The following is a 5,047-nucleotide window of genomic DNA, read 5'->3' as shown; positions in this document are numbered from 1 at the left end:
CACCAGACTATTTTGATTGTTTAATTCCAGAAAAACATGCCGCAGAATTTTTAGGCTATACAGCGCGGGCCTTGCAAAACTGGCGCTTGCGCGGTGGCGGTCCTGCCTACGTGATAATATCCGCAAGGGCCATTCGCTACCGCCGCAAAGACCTGATTGCTTGGGCTGAAGCGCTCACCGTTCGCCACAGTTCAGAGCACGCCCTCACCTAGCTTCACACGCACAAGCAGCGCTTTTACTCACACGCTGCGGCAATCTCTAGCCCGGTTTGCCGGGCTTTTCTTCCAAAGCCATTGGGCAGTGCCACACGCACAAATTGCCCTGCTTTTTCTCCCACTTTCCTATTTCAATAGAGCACCAGCGGTGCGCAATGGGGGGTTTTTGTAACACCCCCCTCTAGAAATACAAAAACGAAGACCAGCGTAAACCATGCAGATTAAACTTGTTCATGCCGGATTTGACAGTATCGAGGTGGCCTTTATCGGCTGCCTGCCAGAAGAAACCCTAGGACAGAGTAACATATTCAGTCAGACAACGTTTAACACATAACCCGTTCGCGTTGAAACTTTCTAATCGTATAGCTATTTGACGTGAACCATTTTAGATAAATCTGAAGTCATCCTGATGAAAATCATTCGTCATTACATTGCTAAAACCGTTACTCAAAAGAGTAGTTTCAGTAATTTCAGCATCATCTAGATCAAAAGAACTCTTCAAATCACCTTCATATTCATGGTCAACCACTGCATTCACATCAAATCCATTACTAAGAAATGTAAAAGCGTCGTCAGTTATATCCTTGCTTGCATCTCCCTGACTATCAGTGATGGTATCTGGAATGCTAACATCATCACGATCCTCTAATGTCGCAAAAGCTGGACTATAACTTTCGTCGGTTCCTTCCGGAGCGTTCAGCAAATTGATGCCAAAGTGTCCACTTTCAAAATCTTCAATTACAAATAGTGCTTGTAATCCAAGCCAATCAGCCCAGATACCAGAACCACACTCTGAAAAAATCCAATCGAAAAATCCATACAAATCGCCATTATGCTTGTAAAAAAGCAAATCGGACGAAGGAGTATAGAATAGCTCTACTCCATTAAAATCTGTCGTTTCAAGTTTCTCCAAATACACATTATCTTTAGAAGAGAACTTAACATACAAATTGGTAGAAGGACGAAAAGAGTGCTTATAGTCTAAATCATTTGTCTTTTGCAATACAATTTCACCAGATCCATCGGAATCTCGAATACGATCTACATGAGAAAAGTCATTTACATTAAATTTTTGTCTAACTTGTTCGTAACCGTAATCATACATAATGTAGATCGCATCAAAAAAGCTATAAGGGACAGCTCCTGAGTCAGTATCTTCCCAAGAAGTTGTATCAGTTATGTATTTTTCATCATGATAAACGTAGTACTTATCATAACCTTTTCCACCATCAAGTATATCTGAAATGTTATCATCGTAATATTGAAAAGTATTCATAGAATCAAAAAACGTATTGGCATCATCTGGCATAAGGTCACTCCTAACCCCGCCGTCTAGAGTATCGTCCCCATATCCGCCATAAACAACATCAGCACCATCGCCCCCAGTTAAAAAATTAACACTATTCGTTCCGATAAGTAGATCATTACCAGCACCGCCACTGACCATATCAGCGGTATCATTGTTAACACCATTGGCAATGATGACTTCATCAGCCGAACTGCCTAGTATTGTGTCTGCCGAAGAAGAGCCGATAAACACCACTTTCTTATCACCGTAGCTCTCAAGTCGAATTTCAGAGCCTAAACCGGTATCCTCAACTTGGAATGTAAGCACATCAATTTCTCGCAAAGATCCGGAAATGCCTTGTTTTTCAAGAAGTTCAAATAATTCTTGAGTTTCCTGTTCTTTAACGGCTTGCATTAACGCCTTAACGCCAAATAACTCTTCTGGTGGCTTTGAGAAGGTGCTCCAAAATGCTTTTGAGCAATTGATCGCAAGTACCTTGTTTGCGCTATCATAGCGAAGCAACTCTAGGTTATTGGTTTCAGCATTTGCATCAGCAAGCATCGCCACAAATTGCGCAACGGCCCCACTAGCAGCTGTTGCAAAGAGCGCTTTCAAGTTATCATCATACTGTAAGATAGTACCTAACCCATCCTCAATCGCCTCGGCAAGTATTTCGATGTTTTTGTAAAGTGCGTGGCGTGCGCCGCTACTATAGTCTTTGTCCAACAAAGAGAATGCTATCTTGTCTCTTAAGTTATCAATGGCTTTTTTTTCGGTGTTTCTTTTGATCCCTGAAACTTCCGCTAATTTTTCGTCGAATAGATGAGGAAGCAGATACGAACTCACTACGTCCCAATCGTCTTTGGAAGGGCCTTTCCACATACCGGCTGTAGGCCCTTCTGAGAAATGCATGACGATTGATAATAAACTCATTGAGTGTTTTTGAATTGGCCATAATCCGGCCTGGTCAGCAACGGAGTATTCGTCGCTGCTGTTCCCCCTAGCAGTATTATCTAGGAATTCGCCATCTATGTGCGCAGCCTGCGATAGATTAAACTGAGGCTTCGCTAGCATGTCGCTTTTGTGGACGTCTTCTCCGTAATACTTTTCCAGGTGCGCACCGATTGCCTGATGTAAGTCGGGGTCGTCAACTTTATAGGTTTCGTTATAGTAATCTAAGTATAATTCCCATAAATTTTCTACCGCTCCGGTATATCTCATATTGTCAAAGACATAGGATTTTTTTTGATAGATCGCCCCTAGGAATCCTGCTAATCCGCCGCCAAGTGAGTGCCCTGTGAAAACAATTTCTTTATTGGGGTGCTTACTGACAGTCTCGTGGTAAAACTCGATGGCAGCTAGTAGTTGCGGCGATGTTACGCTTCCGACTCCAACTCCCCAACCACTCCATGCATCAGCTGGTACCTTGTCAGTACCGCGAAACGCGATTACAACTTTATCCTCGAACTTGTAAGAGCGGGCAAAGAAGTTGCTTTCTTCTCTATTTTTGTGAGAGTATATTAGCAAAGATGAATCGTAGTATACATCCGAAGAAAATAAAGCATACAAACTATATTTATCCATAACAACCTCACTAGTAAATAAAATAGTCCATAAATATGTCATCTAAAGTGTTTTTATTGACATATCTTGAGTAATAATTATCTTCACTTCTACGATATTGTGGCAATAATTGAATTATTGATAGTTGTTTTTCAATTTTTTTACTAATAGGATCGTTGGTTAACTCGATTTTAGCACTGATAAAATCTATTTTCTTGCCTGCATATTTTCCAAGATCATTTACAAAAACTCTGCGACCACTTTGCGGGTCGGTTTCATCTTCGAACCACACAAATACAGGCAAAATTTGCTTAGGAACCGCGCAAGGGCCTTGTATATTTCTCAGGGCTTCTACTGATATCTGTGATCGATAGTTACTCGAAGCATTCTTGGGGTGACAGGCATCCCATATGAGGTTCCGGTCAGGAACTTCGATCTTAACTTCTTCATTTTCTGGATCACGCCCTGCCTCCCTAATGATGAGTGCGTAGATATGCTGGCCATCACCGATAGGAATTGCTAGGGCCTCTCCTTTAAAAGTGACATCTGTGTAGCCAGTTGCAAAAGACACAGGGGGCCCAGATTCAATTGTTACTTGATGTACAGCGGAGCCGGACATGAGCACGCCGTCAACACTGACTTGGATCGTATAGCGGTAGCGTCTCGTCAGCGTCTCGCTTAGGAGATACTGATAAGCACCTGCGGCAAATATATAGATAACCGGGGTTGCTAGTACTAATACGATTATAACAACAATAATAATAATTAATTTTCTCATTAGCTTATCACCAAAATAATGAGAGCACTAAACGATGAGCTATAAATCATCTACGAAAAAAGAATCAATCTAATTATAATAAAAATAACATACTGTTATAATTAATTATATTAATATACATTTCATATTATAGGCATAACAATCTGAATATAGCAGCTGTTTTACATTGCCTCATTATATAGTGTCAGAAAACTATCAGAGCTACATCAGCCAAACAACAAGATCTCTTAAATGCAGGCATAACCGCGCAGTCTACGGCCAGACTGCCAAGATTAATCTATACCTAGCGGTATCTTTACAGATCGAATTGGTTACCTGTGAAATTGAAAGCGAAACTATCCTAAGTAAGGCCGTGCATCAGCCACCTCTATGAATATTGCAAAGACAAACGCGAATGCAGTTCCGATAAAAAGACGCTTATGCTCATCCACGATAACATCTCGTATTACGTCAACTAGAGTGTTATATTGCGCTTTTCAAAAGCTCATTCAAACATTTCCGCAAAATAACTCCAAGCTTCTACTGTGGGTCATAATCATACAATGGATTGAGAGTATTTTGCACATTGCCTAGCAGTCTTTGTGCGGAAATTGCAATGTACCAATTGCCTGATTCCGTCTATTTTTGAAAGAACAAGTTAGCTGTCTAGAACAATCTCTAATTAAATAAGAGGCAGATTTTTAAGAGCGTGTCGCGTTTAATTGGTTTGATATCCTGTATCTCTGAAGAAGTTGTGACACTTTTCATCTGTGAAACGATCTTCCCATATGATCCCCCAAATCATCTAGGGACCAATGAATCATAATATACACACAAAGGAAACACGAAACTAATTAACAAAGACACGCTGTAATTCTATTGCTCATCTACTATAAAGATAAAATGCCACTATAAGTTATTATATTTAATCGACTTCATGACCATCTATATTCAAAGGTTGAATAACTCTTCTTCCAAAATGCAAAGCCACTTGCTTCCATAATGCTTCCATAATGCTTCCAGAGTTGATTATGAGATTGCAGTGACGAAAACAAAAATCCTGTTATGTCATTGATTTAACAGTTTATATTTTGGTTGCGGGGGTAGGATTTGAACCTACGACCTTCAGGTTATGAGCCTGACGAGCTACCGGGCTGCTCCACCCCGCGTTAATTTTGTGTGCAGGGGCTTGTTGTGCCCTGCGCGGGCTTTGTGGTGCCCGGT

The 5,047-nt window shown here is 40.9% G+C and carries 3 protein-coding genes and 1 tRNA gene; 1 reads left to right on the top strand and 3 read right to left on the bottom strand.

Features of this window, described 5'->3' with window-relative positions; genetic code table 11:
* The coding region (locus AYK67_RS01570) for a helix-turn-helix domain-containing protein (protein WP_082735579.1) at positions 1–212 on the top strand (212 nt) is incomplete at its 5' end.
* A gap of 388 nt (positions 213–600) precedes the next feature.
* Here AYK67_RS01570 and AYK67_RS01565 read toward each other — a convergent pair.
* The 3 genes from AYK67_RS01565 to AYK67_RS01555 form a co-directional block, all read right to left on the bottom strand.
* Positions 601–3,087: a calcium-binding protein gene (locus AYK67_RS01565; protein ID WP_068081372.1), complete on the bottom strand. Its 2,487-nt coding sequence runs from the start codon at positions 3,085–3,087 to the stop codon at positions 601–603.
* Between the two features lie 10 nt (positions 3,088–3,097).
* Entirely contained in the window at positions 3,098–3,844 is a 747-nt protein-coding gene (locus tag AYK67_RS01560) for a hypothetical protein (RefSeq protein WP_068081369.1), read from the bottom strand.
* Positions 3,845–4,915: 1,071 nt separating this feature from the next.
* Positions 4,916–4,992, bottom strand: a tRNA-Met gene (locus AYK67_RS01555).
* Between the last annotated feature and the right edge of the window lie 55 nt (positions 4,993–5,047).

Source organism: Polycladidibacter stylochi (assembly GCF_001562055.1).
In the GTDB taxonomy this organism is placed as follows: Bacteria; Pseudomonadota; Alphaproteobacteria; order Rhizobiales; family Stappiaceae; genus Pseudovibrio; species Pseudovibrio stylochi.
This window is presented reverse-complemented; position numbering and strand designations above follow the sequence as displayed.

Bases quoted from the DNA above. Each gene is read 5' to 3' on its own strand.
- AYK67_RS01565 (WP_068081372.1), bottom strand. From the start codon at position 3,087: ATGGATAAATATAGTTTGTATGCTTTATTTTCTTCGGATGTATACTAC.
- AYK67_RS01560 (WP_068081369.1), bottom strand. From the start codon at position 3,844: ATGAGAAAATTAATTATTATTATTGTTGTTATAATCGTATTAGTACTA.